The organism is Paenibacillus sp. FSL L8-0663, from assembly GCF_038008125.1.
Lineage (GTDB): Bacteria > Bacillota > Bacilli > Paenibacillales > Paenibacillaceae > Paenibacillus > Paenibacillus polymyxa_D.
Map to the genome: position 1 here is coordinate 282,351 of NZ_JBBOYM010000001.1, position 18,529 is coordinate 300,879.

Below are 18,529 nucleotides of genomic sequence, written 5' to 3' on the forward strand. Positions count from 1 at the left end.
GTTTACTTCCTTTTTCTGTTAGATTGTATTTCGTCCTGTGTCTTTAGCATCATAGGGCGTTTTTTGAGATATTTAAAAGGAACCCGAACCAAAGTATCTTGTTGATCTCTTAGCCGAATTGGGGCTAGGGGTGACATGTAAGGAACTCCAAAGCTTTTGATCTGGACCATGTGTACGCCTAAACAAATAAAGGCTAAAATCACTCCATACAGCCCATAAATCCCTGCGATCATCATAATGGGGAAACGAAGAAGCCGGATTCCAATACTGCCGCTGTACTGCGGGCTTGCAAAGGACGCAATGGCAGTAAGACCAACGACAATAATCAGAAAAGCACTTACGATCGCCGCCTCGACAGCGGCTTGTCCAATAACAAGACCGCCTACAATCCCGATGACTTGTCCTATGCCTTTAGGTAGCCGCAGACTTGCCTCGCGTAGTATTTCCAATGCTAACTCCATAATTAGAGCTTCCACAAAAACGGGAAAAGGAATTCCTTCCCTTGAGGCAACGATAGACATCACCAGCTCAGGCGGGATTAATCCGGGATGGAAAGAAATAAGTGCAACGTACAGCGAAGGCAGGAATGTTGCAATGAACAGAGCCATTAAACGAAGCATGCGGAAAAATGTTCCTAAAGGAAAACGCTCGTAATAATCCTCTGGGGATTGAGCCAGCATCCAGAAGGTCATGGGAGCAATCAGGACAAAAGGAGTGCCATCAAGCATAATGACAACTCTTCCGGACATTAAAGCATTTATAGCTTTATCCGAGCGTTCAGAGGCTTGAATCTGTGGGAACGGAGACCATGAATGTTCCTCAATCCATTGCTCAATAATCCCGGTATCGGAAGCATCGTCCACATCAATCGTTTCGACTCTTCGTTTAACTTCCTGAACTAGCTCCGGATTTGCGATATCTGATATGTACAGGATCGCTAACTTCCGTGAGGATCTCCTTCCTATGGTCATTTTATCTATTTTGAAACTTAGATCTTTGATATGCCGCCTTACCATTGCCAGGTTGCTTTGCAAATCTTCAATAAAACCTTCTCTCGGTCCTCTAACCAAAGTTTCAGTGCTTGGTTCATCGACACTTCGCGACGGAAACTGGCCCGTAGACGCAAAAAAGACTTCATCGGTTCCTTCGATCAGCAGACAGGTATTTCCCGATAACACTTCGTGTACACACGTCTCAAGGTCTGTCTCTTCTTCCATATCGATCGTAAATGCTGTCTGCTGTATCAGCTCCTCCTTTATTTTCTCGGGATTAACTTGGGAGTGACTTTCACGAATTCCAGTTAAAATGAGCGGCTTGACGATTTGTTCGTTAATGATGCTCGTATCCGCAATACCAGAGAGATAGATCATAATTACATGAATCCCCGTTTGACCCACATTCATTTTCTTGAAGACGACATCAGGAAGATGACCCAGGGTCTTTTGTAGATGGTCCAATTTCGCCTCGAGTGATCTTGCCATGACTCCTCCTCCTTCAAAAGTTATGCATGTAATATGTGTAAAATGGTAATAAATATTCATGGAATGGTAATCTAATGTGTTCAACGATAGAGGAGCTGAAGACGCGAGAGACAGAGGGAGTTTTTTGGGTATATGTAAACAAAAACGAACACCAGTGGTGTCCGTTTTTGGTCATACTTATGAGGCGAGGGTACTCTATCCTAGAGATAATGCCATATAAATTCCTCCGAGTGGAGTCACTTTTTGAACTCGTAAAAATGTGCCTCCAACATGCTCAGAGAAAGCTCGGCAGTCGTGGCTACCACGATATCTGCCCCTTGCATTTGTGAAGGTGTTCCTACACCGACCGCAAACATCCCGGCACCCTTGATCGCCTGTATGCCAGCCTGTGCATCCTCTATACCGATACAATCGGCAGGCTGAACGCCCAGATTTGCAGCTCCGGTGAGGAAAATTTCCGGGTCAGGCTTGCCATGCCGAATGGCGGTAACATCCACCACACTGTCAAAATAGTACGCTAGCTCCAGTCGCTCCAGGATAAACGCTGCATTTTTACTTGCAGAGGCCAGAGCGATGCCGATTCGGGCTTCACGAAGTTCTGTCAGAAGCGCTTTAATGCCTGGAAGAATGTCCGAGGGAGTTACAGCTGAGATGAGCCGCTGATACTCCGTATTTTTCCGTGTGGCTAGTTCTTGCTTGCCTTCTTCTGAAAACGTATCGGACAGGTTACCGCGCGCCAGTATTTTGTCGAGCGATTCCGTACGGCTGATTCCTTTTAACTGTTCATTGAATTCCCGATCAAAAGGGATGCTGAGCGCTGCCGCCAAGCTGCCCCATGCCTGAAAATGATATTCGGCGGTATCTGTAATGACTCCGTCCAAGTCGAAAATGACTGCCTTCATTTGCTTTCCCCCCTGTCTGCGCGATTTATGAAATGCTGTTTGTCATTAACGTCTGCCCACTGGTAATGTGCGTTGGCTGTCCATACAGCTCCAGCGTCAGCGGTTCTCCGTCCAACAGGGTTATGTTCACTTCATTTTCCTGTACGAGAATACTTAACAAGCGACCGCGATAGTTGATTTTAAACGTATACTTGTTCCAGTCTTGAGGCAGGAAGGGGGAGAAGCTTAATGTTTCATTATAGGTTCTCATCCCGGCAAATCCCTGTACAATCGCCAGCCAGCTTCCTGTCATGGAAGTGATATGAAGGCCGTCTTCGGTATCGTTATTATAGTTATCCAGATCCAGACGGGCCGTCCGCTTATACATCTCGACTGCTTTTTCCTCCATTTTGAGTTCGGCGGCCAGCACGGCGTGTATAGAAGGAGACAGACTGGATTCATGAACAGTCATGGGCTCGTAAAATGCAAAATTGCGCGCTTTTTCCTCCAGTGTGAACTGGTCTCCAAAGAAATACAGCCCTTGGAGCACATCTGCCTGCTTAATGAAGCATGAACGCAGGATTTTATCCCATGACCATTTCTGGTTTAGTGGAAGGTTGCTGGGATCAAGGGCGGATACAGGCTGCAAATCCTTATCCATAAAGGTATCGTGTTGTACGAAGACTTCCCGCTCCTCATCATAGGGATAATACATGTGAGTGACGATATCCTGCCAATGTGCAAGCTCATCAGCCGTAACTGCCAGGCGCTGCGCTTTCTCAGTCGAAATTTGAGGCAAGACCGATAATGTATATTTCAAAACCCATGCAGCCAGCGTGTTGGTATACCAGTTGTTATTGACGTTATTTTCGTATTCGTTTGGCCCGGTAACCCCGTGGATCATATACTGCTGCTGACTTTTGGAAAAATGAACCCGGTCGGCCCAGAAGCGGCTAATTTCGACCAGTACATCTACGCCGTAGTCATGCAGATAGGTCAAGTCACCCGTATAGTTGGTGTAATTGTAAATGGCATAGGCAATGGCACCGTTACGATGAATTTCCTCGAAGGTAATTTCCCATTCGTTATGGCATTCCACACCCGTAAAAGTGACCATAGGGTACAGTGCACCCCGAAGTCCTTGCTGGGTCGCGTTATGCTTGGCACCCTCAAGTTGTTGGTAGCGATACAGCAGCAGATTTCGGGTTACATCCGGGTCTGCGAGCGCCAGGTACATAGGTACGGCATATGCTTCTGTGTCCCAATAGGTGGCACCGCCATATTTTTCACCTGTAAAACCCTTGGGACCAATGTTCAGACGGGCATCTTCACCGTAGTACGTAGAGAACAGCTGGAAAATGTTAAAGCGTATTCCCTGTTGGGCCTCCGTATCGCCCTCTATTTCTACATCTGCTTTGTCCCAACGTCGGGCCCAAGCTGCGACATGCTCCTGTTTAAGAGAAGTGTAGCCTTTGTTCACAGCTTCTACGGCGATGCGTTCAGCTTGTGGAATCAGTGCGTCCTTTTCCATATCCCGTGAAGTGGTAACAGCCACAAATTTTTGCAGCTGGATACTGTCGCCCGGAGCGACGCTGTATTGATAGTGGCGAGCAGCATACAAAAAGCCCTCTTCCGTCGTCTGCTGATCCTGTCCCTCGGTCACAATACCCATGGTAGCGTTTACGGTAAAGCGCGGAATACCGAAGGGATTATCTATAGTTGTTGTGGACAGGCTGATGAATTGTTCCTGAACCTCTCGGGCCTCCTCCAGCCAAAAAACCTCATCATAGTTCGTGTCTTCATTCTTCGTATTGCCGTCCAAATAGGGGACAAGCTCTATAGTTAGAGGTTGCTCACTTATATTCGTTGCTTGGTAATCAATCAGGCATAGCTCACGAGTGGTGATGCTCAGAAAACGCTCCGTAGTGATACGAACCTGATCGTTCACGGTGCAGGTGCGGCGCAGGATCCCCTGTTTCATGTCCAACTCCTGCACGAAATCGCTGATGTGTGCCGTAAATAAGTCTACTTCCTCTTGGTTTACGATCAGATTGATGCCGATGAAGTTCATGGCATTGATGACCTTACCAAAATACTCAGGATAGCCGTTTTTCCACCAGCCGACCTTTGTTTTGTCGGGGAACCATACACCGGAGATATAAGTTCCCTGATGATGATCCCCTGAATACGTTTCTTCGAAATTGCCGCGCATGCCCATATAACCGTTGCCTATGGACGTTAAGCTTTCCTGTAATCGCATGTGTGTGCTATGTAGAGCGTGTGTTGTCAGCTTCCAACTATCTACGTCAAATAATCGGTTGTAAACCATGAGTGCGTACCCCTCTCGGAAAATGAGATCGTTGTTTTAACGAGACCAATATATGAGCGAGTTCAGTATATAGTGCAACCGTTTGCCCTGTCAACGCAAAAAAACTGATTTTATGGATATCCACAAAATCAGTTCTTGTCCATTTCTTAGAGATTCATAGTACCTGGCTGGATTTGCGCTCCACGATTCGGTGGGGCACAATGATGTGTTTGGTCAGTTCCTTGGGGTCCTCAATTTTTTCAATCAGGCTTTTGGCAGCCTGATAACCCAGAGTAAAGATATCAATATCCACGGATGTAAGAGGAGGATTCATCAGCTCAGCCAGCATTAGATTATTGAAGCTCACCATGGATAACTGCTCTGGCATGGACACGCCTAACTGGGCAAGCATTTTCTGTACGGCCATGGCTACAAGGTCGTCGCTAACGATCATCGCAGTAGGCGGCGGGGTAGCCTGCAATAACGCGCGCATGTCCTCCAGATTAAAGGGCTCTCTGACCACGTATTCCTTCGGTAGAGGCAAGCCAACCTCTCGTAGCGCATCTTGGTAGCCTCGGAGTCTTTCAAGATTCACGATGTGTTCCTGATCACCGCCAACATAAGCAATGCGCTGATGATTCAGCCCAGTCAAATAAGTGACCACATCCTTGGCAGCCTGGTAGTTGTCGTTGTCTACATGGGTGGTTTCGCTGACAAACTGTTGAGGTTTGCCGATTACGGTATAGGGAATTTTTTCTTTGTGAAGATACTCCACGATGCTATCCTTTTGCTTGGAGTACAGGACAATGTAGCCGTCAACGCGTCCGGTCCGGGTCATCAGCTTTACGCGGGATAGCAATTCATCATTCGTTTTGCCTGTGACAATCGACAGTGTATAGTTGTGCTCGTTCACCCATTCGCTGATCCCGCGAAGACTTTCCGGAAAGAAAGGATTTTGAAAGATCGCCACATCCGATTCAGGCATAATAATGCCTATCGACTGTGTGACTCGGTTAGCCAGACTCTGAGCTGAATAGTTGGGTTCATAGCCAAGCGCCTTCATTTCTTTACGGACACGTAACTTGGTAGCTTCGCTGATTTTGGGGCTGTCTTGAATGACGCGGGATACGGTGGAGGTAGCAACATTAGCACGTTTTGCGACATCTTTGATGGTTACTGCCATCGTCTTCGTCTCCTTTTGCTATCTCAAGCAGGAAATATTATGTTCTATCATACGATATTGCTCGAAAATCAACAAATTCGCGGTTTTTTCGAGTGTTTCTATCATTATTAACCAAGATATTTACAATTAGGGTATTGCTAATAGAAAGCGATATCATTATAATAATTGTGCAACCGATTGCATAATATTTTTTGAGTACTACCCATGCTATACATACTATAAGGGATGGAGACTGAACGAGCATGAAAAAACTTCTATCATTTGATTTTTGGCAAAAGCTTGGGAAGGCACTGCTTGTGGTTGTTGCTGTTATGCCGGCGGCCGGGATTATGATTTCGCTTGGTAAAGTAGTGGCGATGTTGGCTGGCGATATTCATTTCTGGTTGACCGTCGGCGGGGTCATGGAGAATTTGGGTTGGGGTATTATCAATAACTTACACATCCTATTTGCGGTAGCGATAGGTGGTTCCTGGGCTAAGGAACGGGCGGGCGGGGCTTTTGCGGCTTTAATTGCCTTTGTTCTCATCAATATTTCAACAGGGACGATTTTGGGCGTATCATCGAAGATGTTAACCCAGGAGGGAGCAACCACCCATACACTCTTCGGTGCATCGATTCCGGTCAGTGGTTATTTCACCTCTGTCTTAGGAGCACCTGCACTCAACATGGGCGTGTTTGTCGGTATCATCTCCGGATTCGTCGGGGCGGTGGTATTTAACAAGTACTATAATTACCGCAAGCTGCCGGACGCTTTAGCCTTTTTTAACGGTAAACGTTTTGTTCCTTTTGTCGTGATTTTATGGTCTGTCATCGTAAGTTTGATCATGTCTGCCATCTGGCCATTTGTCCAGGGGGGGATTAATCAGTTCGGCATTTGGTTGGCGACTTCGGGAGAATCGGCTCCTTTTGTAGCACCATTTGTCTATGGTACACTGGAAAGACTGCTGATTCCTTTTGGACTTCATCATATGCTGACCGTCCCTATTAACTATACTCAACTTGGAGGCGTTTACACAACGCTTACAGGTTCCGGGGCAGGAAGTGTCGTTGCCGGGCAAGACCCGCTGTGGCTGGCTTGGGCAAGTGACCTGAGTGCGCTTCGTGGTACCGATCCGACAGCCTACAATAGCTTGTTGGAAGGCGTGACGCCTGCCCGCTTCAAGGTAGGACAAATGATTGGTGGGGCAGGTATCCTTATGGGACTAGCGGTGGCTATGTATCGCCGTGTAGACAAAGACAAACGCGGCAAGTACAAGTCGATGATCTTTTCGGCAGCCGCAGCTGTCTTTTTAACAGGGGTAACGGAGCCACTGGAATTCATGTTTATGTTCGTGGCGCCTGTGCTGTATGTGGTTTATGCTATTCTTACCGGTATTGCGTTCGGAATGGCCGACATCATACATTTGCGTTTACATTCATTTGGTATGATTGAACTGCTGACCCGAATGCCGTTGTCTATAAATGCGGGGTTGGTGCAGGATATTATTAACTTCGTGCTGACTTGCGTGGTGTTTGCGGTAGCAACCTACTTTATCGCTTATTTTATGATCGGTAAATTCCAAATGGCTACGCCGGGAAGACTGGGGAACTATACGGATGAGGAGCCTCAAGGGACTTCCGAGGCAGGGAGTACGAAGACAGAGGGTGTGGCAGCTACTTCCACTCAAAATCAACTGGCTACGGATATCATCAAGACACTTGGGGGTGAGCAGAACATTGTCGAGGTGGACGCTTGCATGACCCGTCTGCGTGTGACGGTGAAGGATACAGATGCCGTTGGGGACGAAAAGACGTGGAAAGCGCTGGGTGCCTTGGGCTTGATAAAAGTAGATAATGGGGTGCAGGCGGTTTACGGACCGAAGGCTGATGTGCTTAAATCAGATATACAAGACATACTCAACAGGTGATTACTTTGAAGTTGTTAACCTTAAATGCACATGCTTGGATGGAAGAAAACCAGCACGATAAGCTAAAGCAACTGGCTGCTTTTATTGATGAACAGCAGTTTGATGTCATTGCTTTACAGGAAGTGAACCAGTCCATGGAAGAGGCTCCTTTGTCAGCGGACGATTTGGGCACTTACCATAGCGCAGATCCTGAAGTTGTCATTAAGCGTGATAACTATGCTTATGTGCTGAACGGGCTATTGTCTGATAGCTATCATTGGACGTGGGCTCCCGCGCATGTTGGTTTTGCCAAATACGACGAGGGGGTGGCGATTCTGTCGAAAACACCGATTACAGCTACGGTGAACGAATATGTTTCCTCGCTACAGGATTATGACAACTACCGCTCACGTAAAATTGTCGGTATTCAAACTGTGGTGGACGGAGTGCAGGCCTGGTTTGTAAGTGGACATTTTAACTGGTGGAATGATGAAGAATCCTTCCGTGGACTATGGGATCGTACAACCAAAGTGCTAAATTCTTTTGCTCCGACTCCTGTGTTCATGATGGGTGATTTCAACAACGCGGCTGAAGTGCGCGGAGAAGGATATGACTATGTACTGCAATCCGGCTGGTCGGACACCTATCCGAATGCAGCAGTACGTGATGATGGCCACACGGTGATTAAAGCTATTGCTGGCTGGGAAAGTAATGCGGAGCCGCTCCGCATTGACTTTATCTTCTCCAATAAGGCTGCACAGGTACAATCCTCAACCGTTGTACTGAACGGAAAAACAGGACCAGTTGTATCGGATCATTTTGGGGTTGCAGTTGAGTTGGAGCTGTGATGAAAAAGGGGGCCAGTTGCTTATGCAATTGGCCTTTTTCTTATAGATTTCGACTTAAATCGAATGACATATTGGATAACTATGGCGATCAACACCAAAATCAAATTGTAGTAAAAGGGAGTGTTGATGCTAAAGCGTTCCATGAGTACACCTGCGATGATCGGAGACACAATAGCCCCCAATTCGGACAAAGATACGACGTTGCCGATAAATGTGCTTCTGTTCTCCTCAGGAATAACATCCCCTAGTTGCGAGTAAAAGGAATCCAGATAGCTGGCCCCTCCGATACCTCCGATGAACATTCCTAAGTATACGATCCACGGTTCAGTGAACCAAAGAAATAAAATGATTTCCACCATGATCAACAATAGACCGAGGATACAAAGCATCAAGCGATCCTTAAGTAGATCAGATATTTTGCCAATAAAGGGCGCTGAGATGAAGGTCGATATGCCGATAATTGTAAAAGCTAAGCTAATTTCTGCGGGGCTCCAATGGAGCTTGTAGGTTGCATATATGGAGAAGTACGTTAAAAATATAGCGAATGCACTCATTTCAAGAAAATGAACGGTAGAATAGACAAGTAACTGTTTCGTTAACATGGTTTTTCCTTTGGGTTCTAGATGGGGCGAATGCTGTTCTTGTGGCTTTAAGGGAGAACGGAGGAAAGTCATTCTTGAAACGGCAACGAAGGATATACATGAGAAAATAGCAACGAAATAAAACGGAATGGATAAAGAAAAATAAGAAACAATAGCTCCACTCATAAGAGGCCCCAAAATCATACCGGCGCCTTCACTGCTGCTGATATATCCATTGAGCGTACCTCGATTCTCTAGGGTGCTCATATGGTTGATCGTGACTCTTACAAAGACGGTTAGCCCTATAGCTACCAAGCCCTGAAGGAGTCTCAGTATGGATAGAATGATGAAACTTGTTGCAATTGGAAACAGGAGCATACAAGCGATTTCAGCAATAAGCAAGCTCAACCCCAAGCATTTTGCGCCAATCTTTTCATAAATTCGTCCTGCCAAGCCTCCACCAAGAAATCTCCCCACATAAAACAGAGAAAATAAAATGCTCATGCCGAGTACGGATATCCCGAATTGCTCTACATAAATAGCAAAGAGTGGAAGGATCATACTTCCACTCATGTTAGCAATAAGGCTGATCACGATCATACAGGCGATATTACGATTTAAGTATAAGTGTCTCACCATAACCTCGAAACCTCTCTTTGATCTTGCATCATGGGAACCGTTATTCGGATTGCACTTGATTACGGATGAACGGCTTCAAGTCGAGTTAGCGGGTTCCCATATAAGGTACGCGAGCGAGTTCCTCGCGGTGCCTAAATCCCAATGCAATGATGGAGGTATGAAGCGGCGGATGGAAGGAATCTTGATTAGAGCGGTGGTGTTGCCTTTAAGCTGGAAAGCCGCCTCCTGGTGGTGGCCAAGCTCCATAGATCCGGCGTAGCAGTACGATTTCACCCAAATGATATGAATTGTGGGAAGCGATATTCCGCAGCAGTCCTGCTTTCGTTTCACCTGGGAAATGAGCTAGTGAATCATCCAGTTGCGCGGTTTCGGCAATCTGCACAGCTTGATCTACGCCCTGTAAAAATTCGTTAATGACAGCCTGCCATGCCTCTTCGCTTTGCGGTCCAGTCTCTTCGGGCCAGCTTTCCATGACATTGCCCGGAAGCTGGGGCTTCCGTCCTTCCAAATGCTCCAGCATAAATTGCTGCCAGTAAATCATATGCTTCAGTAGTTGATAAATGCTGTAGGGCATTTCTGCATGTTTCTTCCCTGCCAGCTCAACGTCAATGTCTGGTAAAGCCCGAGCTACTCGAATATGTCCACGTTCCCCGACCAGTGATTTAACCAGCGCTTGACCGAATAATTGGTTGGCATCCGACATGTATAATCATCCCTTCGATGGAGAGTTTATTCTAGCTTAGTCTCATTTAAAGATTATACAATTATATTTTATAAAATGGAAATGAGTGCATGATTTAAAGTAAGGGTAGAAATCACTATAATAAAGTAGTTGATAATTGTTATCAATTAAATTACAATATTATTGTTTCGAGAGAAACAATAAAAAAGTCTTTATATGTTGTTTCGTACATGCGGAAATGTTGAGGGGAGCTTTCCGTATGTATATATTGTTTCTTGTGAAACAATTAGGTGGTGGAAATAAAGATTTTAGATAGGGGTGTGAACATGGATTACGAAGTGATTGTAGTAGGCGGCGGACCTGTTGGAATGTGGTTAGCTGCTGAGTTGGCATTAGCAAGCGTAAGCGTATGTGTAATTGAACGTTTAGAGGAGCCTAGTGGTCAGTCGCGTGCGCTTACGCTACATCCACGGACGCTTGAGATGTTTGATATGCGCGGATTGAAGGAGCGGTTTATGAAGTGCGGCAGACCTATACGTACGGGTCACTTTTCAATGCTGAATACCCGCTTGGATTTTTCTGTGCTTGATAGTTCTTCTAATTATACGTTGTTTATTCCACAGGTGATTACAGAGCAAGTGATCGAGGAGCATGCGCTCAAGCTGGGAGTTGTCGTCCATCGTGGCATGGAAGTGGTATCTGTGCGAGAGCACGAGCAGGGCGTAGAGGTGGTGAGTGTATGCGCATCTGGACCACAAGCCAATGTATCGGTAATGAATGCTGCTTATGTCGTAGGAGCGGATGGGGCTGGGAGTATCGTGCGTAAACAAGCCGGGATTGCTTTTCCGGGCACGGATACGACTCTGACCGCTGTATTGGCGGATGTAGAGTTAGTCAATCCTCCTGAAAGTGGCGTACATTCCGAATATAGTGAACGAGGTGGGGTGATGATTGCCCCCGTGTATCCAGATATTTATCGGGTTATTTTGACTACACCGCGAATGATGGAGATTCCGAAGGACGAACCTGTGACGCTGGAAGAAGTGCAGACAGGACTGTATGATCTGCTCGGTACAGATCTTGGCGTATCCAATCCTCGCTGGTTATCTCGATTCGGAAATGCAACGCGGCAGGCGCAGACCTATCGTAAAGGGAGAATCCTGCTAGCAGGTGATGCTGCGCATATCCACTTCCCAGCAGGTGGACAGGGAATGAATGTTGGCTTGCAAGAGGCGGCAAATCTGGGATGGAAGCTGGCCGGAGTGATTCGTGGCTGGGCTCCAGACACGCTGCTGAGTAGCTATCATGAAGAACGTTATCCGGTTAATACGCAGTTCTTACGGAATACCGAGGTTCAGACCCGCTTATTGGACTTTACGCCTGCTGTATTGGCACATCGCCAATTACATGAGGAATGGTTCCGCCATCCGGAAATTAATCAATCTATGGCTGAGCAGATTAGTGCACTGGATGTATGTTATCCAGCGGCTAGCAATATACCGCAGCATCCACTGAACGGGAAACGGTTTGCTGATTTTGAATTGCATTTGCCTGACGGAATGACAACGTATGCTTACGATCTTCTTCATGAAGGCCGCTTTGTACTTCTCCATCTGGCACAGGATAATGAGGTATCGAATGAGTTTCACCATAGCTCACTTTCACATATTTCATATGTGGAGGCCGTAGCCGAGGAATTGCCCGTGGGATGGAGAGATGTGCATACGGTTTTCATCCGTCCGGATGGGTATATCGCTTGGGCCATTTCTATGAAACAAACGGATATATTGAGTGTGATTAAGGAAGGCATTGCCACATTGGTATAAAGGGGAAAGGGTATGTTCATAACATGACCATATTGTTTCTTGTGAAACAAATGTGGGCTATAATGAAAGGAGGAGTATGCCAAAGGAGTGACTACTTGTTCGTATGGAAAAGGCGACATCGGTTCAGCATGTCTATGATTTGCTTATTAAGATGAACCATCAGTGGGAGCAGCATCAGCAAAGAGAGAGCATGACCTTTCTCGAAGAAATCCGCGAGCACTTTGATGGAATGACTTCGCTCAATATGACGGATGTGCACGTTATGGATTGTATCGGGCGGCATGAGCCGATTAATGTTACGACATTAGCGGATCGAATTGAGCTGAGCAAAGGTACCGTTTCGAAAGTGAGCACCAAGCTGCTCAAGGAAGGCTGGATTCGCAGAACCCAGCTGAACGATAACAAAAAAGAAATTTATTTTCGGCTAACCCCGTTGGGGAAAAGACTCTTTCTTGTGCATGAACGACTGCATGTTAAGGTACAGCAACAGTTATTTCAATTTTTAAATCGTTACAGCTCGGAAGAACTGAATGTCTTGAAACGTCTGCTGTCCGATGGTGTAGATCTCTTGGAAGCTATGGAGTGGCAGGGAAAGAGTCTGGATTAAATGGATATCTAATCATCAACGATGGGCACCTGTTTTATCTCCGAGTAATAGATACATGGGGAGATGCAGGTGCTTTTCTTTTAATGTAATAGTCGTTTTGCTTCCATATAGAGCACCTGTACGAACTTTTTCGTATTAATGCGGGCTTGGGACAGTGAAGGCTCCACATTGTTTTGCAGCTCCAGCATTTTTTTGCGGATTTCTGTAAAATCAAAAAATTTGGATGCATAATTTTCAAATTTAGGATGGGTATAGTCAGTCAACCCGAGCGATACTATATGGCTTAGCGTCTGGAAAATAGCGCGGCGGACACGCTGCTCCGATGCTTTAATTTCCTTACTCAGCTCTACTGCTGAGGCTGAAGCCCCTAACCGTTTGGATGCTACATTAGCAAATATATCCTTCAACGGCGGGAACAGATAGGGAGACAGATTGCCTGTTTCCTCCTCATACTGGTCCAGAAATTCCAGCATGTCCAACAAATCCATACTCCCAGCTTCGCCGATCATTCCCATCTCGGAGAGCAGAAACTGCCCGGAAGTTACGATGTTTCGGGTCGGTTCAATCGTTGCAGTTGGGTTATTCGATGTGAACATCGACAACCCTTGAAGCGTCCGCTGGATATCCGTAATCGACTGCTGCATACGCAGACGCTCAGCCACCTTATGAATAACTGCAATAATCTCCAGTCGATTCAAAGGCTTGGCCACATAATATTCAATACCGAGCGAGTACGCCTCGCCGATCATATTTTTGGATTCGATGCGAGAAATCATAATGATTTTGCCGCTGAATTGATCGCCGAGTGCACGCACGGTCTGAATGCCGTCACGAAGCGGCATCAGCAAGTCAATTAGCAATACATCAATCCGGTTCAGCTCCAGCAGGCCACTATTCACATAGGAACCATCCTCCGCTTCCCCGATGACTTCCCCTAGACCTTCGTCTTCAATAATGTCTGCCAGCATAGAACGAATCCCTTGATCGTCATCCACAATATAAAAACGCATCCGGGCTATCTTCCTTTCTCCGTCAGTTTCCGTAAAGGCAATGTAATTCTAAAAGTGGTCTGTAATCTATCTGTATTCTCTTCCTCAATCTGTTGTAGTTCAATCGTTCCTTCAAGGCTCTCCGCGACCTCACGTACATAAAACAATCCCATACCGGTCGACGGTTGTCCTTCCTCATCATACTTGGTCGTATACCCTGGTGTGAAGACCATTTCCCGTTTCCGCTGAGGAATACCCGGACCGTTGTCGGTAACACTAAATGAAGCTATATCCTCTTTTCCCGGAAGACAGCGAATAGAAACGTCAATCCTTCCGTCGTCCCTCATGGCTTCAACCGCATTGGCTGTCAGGTTATTAATAAGTGTCAGAACGGTATAAACATGTAGCTTGGGCAACAAAGGATCGACATCTAGGGTAAAACGAATAGACTTGTCCAGTGATTGGGCGTACTTGCTGTTCGTTCGGATGATGAGCTCCCCAAGCTCTTGAGAAGCCATGTAATGCACTCCGCTTTCGGCATCAATCAGCTTGGACAAACCAGCAAAAATCCGCTGGCTGTCTTTTTTAATCTCGTGAACCTGTCCGGAAATACGAAGTGCCTGTCTGGCGTAATGTTCTCTATCCTTTAGAGATTCATCCTGTTGCAGTTCACGGTACAGCTCGTAGCTTTCACGAGTGATTTGTTCTGCATGTGACAGCGTTTTGCCTAACTGGACCGACTCCTCATACAAGTCTGATACAAGAAGTAAAATTCGCTCCGTCTGCTGTCTTTGTGCCTCTTCATGCTGGACCGATTGATTTAACCGAATCATATTATAAAACCCAAGCACGAAGAAGCTGCGGATCATAGCCATAAAAGCTACTTTACTGATCTTAATGATGTCCCAGAAATCGCCGTCAATACTCCACCGGACGCTAAGTTCCGACACACTTGCGGCAACCTCAATCCCTACAGAGAGGATACCCACACGGAGTGCGCGGTAAGGCTCAGCATTAATGTTAAGGAGCTGAAAGAGCAGACCGTAGACCATGTAATAAAAAAAGGTAGGGCCATGCAAGATCAGCAACTCTTCGAAGAGAAGACCGGGCTGAGTGTAATGATTGAGTAAGATGCGAAAGGCGACTACCGCTATCCCTGCAAGCACTCCCGATAATGCAGGTGGAATATGACGAATAGATAACAGAAAGAAAAAAAATACAGGCGTACCAAAGCTGAGACGGAATGTATTAGCGAACGGGTGAATATTCAGCTCACCTGCGAGCGGTACAAATACAAGCATGAGCAGGAAAAGGAGCGTGTTCAACTTCATCCATATTCACCTCCTGGGTATTCAGTCAGAAAGGCAATGTGAGCTAAATTCACAGGCTCGTCGTTAAAGTTTGTGAATTTATAGAAAAAAATAAATGCAGCTGTAGATAATTGTCGGTTTTTATAGATCAGATTGTAGTATAAATAACATCATTTGAATATTAAGAACAGCATACTGCAAAAATATACAAATCAGCCAGGGGGGACACGAAGTGAAAAAGATTAATTTGACGATGCAAATCTTTATCGGTCTGGCTTTAGGTATTATTATTGGTGCCTTATTTTACGGCAATTCAGGGGTGGAAGTCTACTTAAAGCCAATCGGCGATATTTTCATCCGCTTGATCAAGATGATTGTCGTGCCTATTGTGATCTCAACGCTCATTATCGGCGTTGCTGGCGTGGGCGATATGAAAAAACTAGGTAAACTTGGCGGAAAGTCTATTCTGTACTTTGAGATTGTAACGACAATCGCCATCCTGTTCGGACTGCTTGTTGCCAACCTGGTTCGACCTGGTGACGGCGTGGACATGTCCCACCTGGCGAAGAGTGATATCCATTCCTATGTGGAGACTGCAGAGAAGTCAGGCCATAGCTTTATAGATACAATTGTGCATATTGTTCCTACCAATGTTATTCAAGCTCTGGGCGAGGGAGATATGCTCGCTATTATATTCTTCTCCGTACTGTTTGGACTAGGGGTAGCGGCGATTGGTGACAAGGGCAAGCCCGTGCTGAATTTCTTTGAAGGCGTAGCCGACGCCATGTTCTGGGTAACCAATCAGGTCATGCGCCTGGCTCCGTTTGGAGTATTTGCACTGATTGGAACGACAGTGGCCAAGTTTGGGTTGGCTTCATTATGGCCGTTATTGAAGCTTGTTTTGTCGGTGTACGGCTCCATGGCGCTGTTCATTGTAATTGTTTTCGGAATTATCGCCAAGCTGTGCGGTACCCGTCTCTGGACCATGATTAAAATTTTGAAAAGTGAGCTGTTGCTTGCATATTCGACGGCCAGTTCGGAAAGTGTTTTGCCTAAGATCATGGAGAAGATGGAGAAGTTCGGATGTCCTAAAGGAATTACGTCCTTTGTCATTCCGATTGGGTATTCTTTTAATCTGGACGGTTCCACCCTGTATCAGGCACTGGCTGCGATTTTCATTGCCCAAATGTATGGTATTGATCTGCCAATCACGACACAGATCACGCTGGTACTAGTATTAATTATTTCTTCCAAAGGTATTGCAGGTGTGCCGGGTGCTTCCTTTGTCGTTTTGCTCGCTACGCTTGGAGCAGTGAACCTCCCGCTGGAGGGTTTGGCTTTTATCGCTGGTATTGATCGCATTCTGGATATGGCGCGTACGGTAGTTAATGTATTAGGTAACTCGCTTGCCGCTGTGGTCATGTCCAAATGGGAAGGCCAATATGATAAAGAAAAGGGCGAGGAATACGTTGCTTCAATTAAATAAGATATAACGAACTGAATAGTTGACAGAAAGAGCACTTTTGCGCAGTAATGCAAAGGTGCTCTTTCTGTTTCCAGACTTGTTAGAATTCTTCCTTTTTCGGCATTTTTCGATGTTTTCTGTATGGGATTATAGGTATATGAACATGAAAAATAAGTCTTAATGCCTATGTAATTAAAGATTTAATTATAATGATTCTTAATAAAATTCCGATATTAAATTATACCGTTTTATATATTGGCTTAGAAGGGAAGATCATATATGTTTCTCAAGAAAAATGAGTCTCAATCACTTGCTCCTTTAGTAGAAGAAAGCCGCAAACTTTCACAAAGAATACAGCAAAAAGATTATTCTGCTGCAATACAGGTTTCCTCAGCTTCTCCTGAGGTTCAAGAAATCGCAAACAATGTTAACCAAGCGATAGAGTCCATGAAAAATGATGCTCAACATGTTGATATCCGTTTGAAGCTTGTTACCAAGGCTATAGAGATTGGCTTATGGGACATGGAGGTCATTGCGGGTGATCCTGTCAATCCAAGTAATACGTTTACATGGTCAGAAGAATTCCGTTCTATGCTGGGGTATCAGAGCGAAAAGGACTTCCCTAATGTATTAGATAGCTGGTCATCTCGGCTGCATCCCGAAGATTATGACAGGTCTTTGGCAGAATTGTCTGATCATTTACTGGACTTTACGGGAAAGACCCCTTATGACGTACAGTATCGTTTGAGACTGAAGCATGGAGAATATCGTTGGTTCCGGGCTACCGGAACGACGATCCGTGACCAGCAGGGAGTGCCGCTTCGGATTGCAGGCGCTCTGTTGGATGTGCATGATCAGAAGATTAAGTCTGAGGAGCTTCAGGCATTGGTTACAAGATATGATCTCATTAATCGTGTTTTGGTGGAGGCTCCTTACGATGTAAACATTATTGGAGGAGACATTGAGAATCCGGATAGTATATTTTGGTGGTCACCGCAATTCCGGGCTACGCTGGGCTTTAAGGATGAGCAAGATTTCCCAAGCAAGCTTAGCAGTTGGGCTTCAATTCTGTATCCTGAGGACGCCGAAATGGCGATTAAAGTTTTGAATGATCATTTAAATGATTATACAGGGCGCACACCTTATGAAATGGAATGTCGTTTGGTGCGTAAGAATGGTGAGCATCGCTGGTATTATTGCAGTGGAAAAACATTGCGCGATAGCAAGGGAGTGCCTATTCGGATTGCGGGTACCATTCGTGACATTACAATAGAAAAGGAAAAGCAAGCTATTGCGGATGAACTCACGCTCAAGATCCAGCATCTCTCCGATTCCATTACGGAAATGGTGAACGGCGTTAACTCGGTTAGTAACCAGGCGCAGGAGCTGGCTACGGCTCAGGAGCAATCGACAGAGGCAGCGAATCAAGCCAAAGTCAGTGCAGAAGAGACGCAAAACATTTCCAACTTCATTAAAGAGATTGCGAATCAAACAAATCTGCTGGGTCTGAATGCCGCCATTGAGGCATCGCGTGCGGGCGAGCAGGGGCGGGGTTTTGCGGTAGTCGCAGATGAAGTGAGAAAACTCGCTATTCACAGTGCTGATGCGACCGGAAATATCGAGACCAGTCTGGACGAAATGAAGACACTCATCGAGCGTATTCTTCACAATATCGGAAATATGTCTACGCTGACACAAACACAAGCCGCGCTAACGCAGCAAGTGAATGCATCTACAGACGAGATCAACAGCATGTCCAAAGCTTTGTTGGATTTCGCGAGAACGATGTAAGGCTTCATGTAGAAATGAGGCCGGGCCTTAGGCGCGGTCTCTTTACTGTTTT

Annotated in this window: 14 protein-coding genes; 6 read left to right on the top strand and 8 right to left on the bottom strand. The window is 45.9% G+C overall.

The genetic code is table 11. From position 1 onward, the window contains the following. Positions 1–2: 2 nt before the first annotated feature. The 4 genes from MKY75_RS01205 to MKY75_RS01220 form a co-directional block, all read right to left on the bottom strand. A complete protein-coding gene (locus tag MKY75_RS01205; RefSeq protein WP_340884053.1) occupies positions 3–1,481 on the bottom strand; it encodes a spore germination protein in 1,479 nt (492 codons plus the stop codon). A gap of 236 nt (positions 1,482–1,717) precedes the next feature. Next, positions 1,718–2,383: a beta-phosphoglucomutase gene (gene pgmB / locus MKY75_RS01210; protein ID WP_025722091.1), complete on the bottom strand. Its 666-nt coding sequence runs from the start codon at positions 2,381–2,383 to the stop codon at positions 1,718–1,720. A gap of 25 nt (positions 2,384–2,408) precedes the next feature. Next, on the bottom strand, positions 2,409–4,691 hold the full coding sequence (locus MKY75_RS01215) for a glycoside hydrolase family 65 protein (protein WP_318628160.1): 2,283 nt from the start codon (positions 4,689–4,691) through the stop codon (positions 2,409–2,411). A gap of 154 nt (positions 4,692–4,845) precedes the next feature. Beyond that, entirely contained in the window at positions 4,846–5,853 is a 1,008-nt protein-coding gene (locus MKY75_RS01220; RefSeq protein ID WP_029516899.1) for a LacI family DNA-binding transcriptional regulator, read from the bottom strand. A gap of 242 nt (positions 5,854–6,095) precedes the next feature. Between MKY75_RS01220 and MKY75_RS01225 the strand changes: the two genes are divergently transcribed. Together MKY75_RS01225 and MKY75_RS01230 are read left to right on the top strand one after the other, a co-directional pair. Then, complete coding sequence (locus tag MKY75_RS01225) at positions 6,096–7,760, top strand: PTS transporter subunit IIBC (protein WP_029516898.1); 1,665 nt, start codon at positions 6,096–6,098, stop codon at positions 7,758–7,760. A gap of 5 nt (positions 7,761–7,765) precedes the next feature. Next, complete coding sequence (locus tag MKY75_RS01230; RefSeq protein WP_340884056.1) at positions 7,766–8,587, top strand: endonuclease/exonuclease/phosphatase family protein; 822 nt, start codon at positions 7,766–7,768, stop codon at positions 8,585–8,587. 20 nt (positions 8,588–8,607) lie between these two features. Here MKY75_RS01230 and MKY75_RS01235 read toward each other — a convergent pair whose 3' ends face one another. Then, on the bottom strand, positions 8,608–9,807 hold the full coding sequence (locus tag MKY75_RS01235) for an MFS transporter (RefSeq protein WP_340884058.1): 1,200 nt from the start codon (positions 9,805–9,807) through the stop codon (positions 8,608–8,610). Positions 9,808–10,012: 205 nt separating this feature from the next. After that, a complete protein-coding gene (locus MKY75_RS01240) occupies positions 10,013–10,510 on the bottom strand; it encodes a DinB family protein (RefSeq protein ID WP_165149284.1) in 498 nt (165 codons plus the stop codon). Positions 10,511–10,815: 305 nt separating this feature from the next. Here MKY75_RS01240 and MKY75_RS01245 point away from each other — a divergent pair, with 305 nt between their 5' ends. Further along, a complete protein-coding gene (locus MKY75_RS01245; protein ID WP_340884060.1) occupies positions 10,816–12,315 on the top strand; it encodes a monooxygenase in 1,500 nt (499 codons plus the stop codon). Positions 12,316–12,418: 103 nt separating this feature from the next. Next, the gene (locus tag MKY75_RS01250) at positions 12,419–12,922 is read left to right on the top strand and encodes a MarR family transcriptional regulator (RefSeq protein ID WP_322174137.1); all 504 of its coding nucleotides are present in this window, start codon (positions 12,419–12,421) and stop codon (positions 12,920–12,922) included. Positions 12,923–13,002: 80 nt separating this feature from the next. Here MKY75_RS01250 and MKY75_RS01255 read toward each other — a convergent pair whose 3' ends face one another. Further along, a complete protein-coding gene (locus tag MKY75_RS01255) occupies positions 13,003–13,932 on the bottom strand; it encodes a response regulator (RefSeq protein WP_013308322.1) in 930 nt (309 codons plus the stop codon). Between the two features lie 5 nt (positions 13,933–13,937). Continuing rightward, positions 13,938–15,242, bottom strand: coding sequence for a sensor histidine kinase (locus MKY75_RS01260; RefSeq protein ID WP_340884062.1), 1,305 nt, complete (start codon positions 15,240–15,242; stop codon positions 13,938–13,940). A gap of 211 nt (positions 15,243–15,453) precedes the next feature. On the opposite strand from MKY75_RS01260, the gene MKY75_RS01265 reads away from it, so the two are divergent. Both MKY75_RS01265 and MKY75_RS01270 read left to right on the top strand, forming a co-directional pair. Beyond that, positions 15,454–16,707: a cation:dicarboxylate symporter family transporter gene (locus MKY75_RS01265; protein WP_029516893.1), complete on the top strand. Its 1,254-nt coding sequence runs from the start codon at positions 15,454–15,456 to the stop codon at positions 16,705–16,707. 258 nt (positions 16,708–16,965) lie between these two features. Then, positions 16,966–18,477, top strand: coding sequence for a methyl-accepting chemotaxis protein (locus tag MKY75_RS01270; RefSeq protein WP_318628165.1), 1,512 nt, complete (start codon positions 16,966–16,968; stop codon positions 18,475–18,477). The last annotated feature ends 52 nt before the right edge of the window (positions 18,478–18,529 follow it).

Bases quoted from the DNA above. Each gene is read 5' to 3' on its own strand.
- MKY75_RS01205 (WP_340884053.1), bottom strand. From the start codon at position 1,481: ATGGCAAGATCACTCGAGGCGAAATTGGACCATCTACAAAAGACCCTG.
- pgmB (WP_025722091.1), bottom strand. From the start codon at position 2,383: ATGAAGGCAGTCATTTTCGACTTGGACGGAGTCATTACAGATACCGCC.
- MKY75_RS01215 (WP_318628160.1), bottom strand. From the start codon at position 4,691: ATGGTTTACAACCGATTATTTGACGTAGATAGTTGGAAGCTGACAACA.
- MKY75_RS01220 (WP_029516899.1), bottom strand. From the start codon at position 5,853: ATGGCAGTAACCATCAAAGATGTCGCAAAACGTGCTAATGTTGCTACC.
- MKY75_RS01225 (WP_029516898.1), top strand. From the start codon at position 6,096: ATGAAAAAACTTCTATCATTTGATTTTTGGCAAAAGCTTGGGAAGGCA.
- MKY75_RS01235 (WP_340884058.1), bottom strand. From the start codon at position 9,807: ATGGTGAGACACTTATACTTAAATCGTAATATCGCCTGTATGATCGTG.
- MKY75_RS01240 (WP_165149284.1), bottom strand. From the start codon at position 10,510: ATGTCGGATGCCAACCAATTATTCGGTCAAGCGCTGGTTAAATCACTG.
- MKY75_RS01245 (WP_340884060.1), top strand. From the start codon at position 10,816: ATGGATTACGAAGTGATTGTAGTAGGCGGCGGACCTGTTGGAATGTGG.
- MKY75_RS01250 (WP_322174137.1), top strand. From the start codon at position 12,419: ATGGAAAAGGCGACATCGGTTCAGCATGTCTATGATTTGCTTATTAAG.
- MKY75_RS01255 (WP_013308322.1), bottom strand. From the start codon at position 13,932: ATGCGTTTTTATATTGTGGATGACGATCAAGGGATTCGTTCTATGCTG.
- MKY75_RS01260 (WP_340884062.1), bottom strand. From the start codon at position 15,242: ATGAAGTTGAACACGCTCCTTTTCCTGCTCATGCTTGTATTTGTACCG.
- MKY75_RS01270 (WP_318628165.1), top strand. From the start codon at position 16,966: ATGTTTCTCAAGAAAAATGAGTCTCAATCACTTGCTCCTTTAGTAGAA.